Origin of the sequence: Nostoc sp. CmiVER01 (assembly GCF_034531135.2) — a bacterium.
GTDB lineage: Bacteria > Cyanobacteriota > Cyanobacteriia > Cyanobacteriales > Nostocaceae > Nostoc.
This window is the reverse complement of the sequence record NZ_JAVRBU020000079.1, coordinates 1-562: the sequence shown is the minus strand read 5'-3', so window position 1 is coordinate 562 and position 562 is coordinate 1. Positions and strand designations below refer to the sequence as shown.

The 562-nt window shown below is 55.9% G+C and carries 1 protein-coding gene; it reads right to left on the bottom strand.

Going from position 1 to position 562, the window contains the following annotated elements:
- Window positions 1-401 precede the first annotated feature (401 nt).
- Window positions 402-554 carry an integrase core domain-containing protein gene (locus tag RMZ43_RS36070; protein WP_428851040.1) on the bottom strand — a complete coding sequence of 51 codons (153 nt, stop codon included), beginning with the start codon at window positions 552-554 and terminating at the stop codon, window positions 402-404.
- Window positions 555-562 lie beyond the last annotated feature (8 nt).

The window sequence follows — 562 nt, the reverse complement described above, 5'->3', positions numbered from 1 at the left end:
CCCGAAGCAGCTAGCAAATTTCGTCTCGCAAGCGATCGGGTCAAAGGTGGTTGCGGCGCCGATTCCGGTTGCGGGCGCTTTCGATCGCCTGCTCAAGGGAGGCGTGGAGGTCAAACGGATCACCGCGACTGTCGCTCGTCCTACCAACGCAGACCTTGTAGCGGATGACAACTTCTCCGATGAAGCGATGGCACTGCTTACGAATTTAGGAGGTGACACGATGCATTTCTCTATAGGCATCGACGGTCGTAGAGATGACAGCAATGGTCGCCTGAAGCCATTGGCGAAGCAGATGCTCCAATCCCTGCTGAAGCGAGGAGCTACAACCGCTCGCGCTGACGTCATAGAAGATGGAATTGAGTATCCAATCGACTGTAATGACCCACCACTTCCTGCACAGGTCAGGCCGCTAAAGCATACGCCTCAGCGGGTGTTTTCATCTTCAGCGCCTGATGGGGTCGCTGATGGTTGTAGAAGTGGATCCAGTCGCCAATCGTACGCATCGCATGGGTCAGGTTTTCGAAGCGATGCCGGTGCACGCACTGCTCCTTCAAGGTGCGGA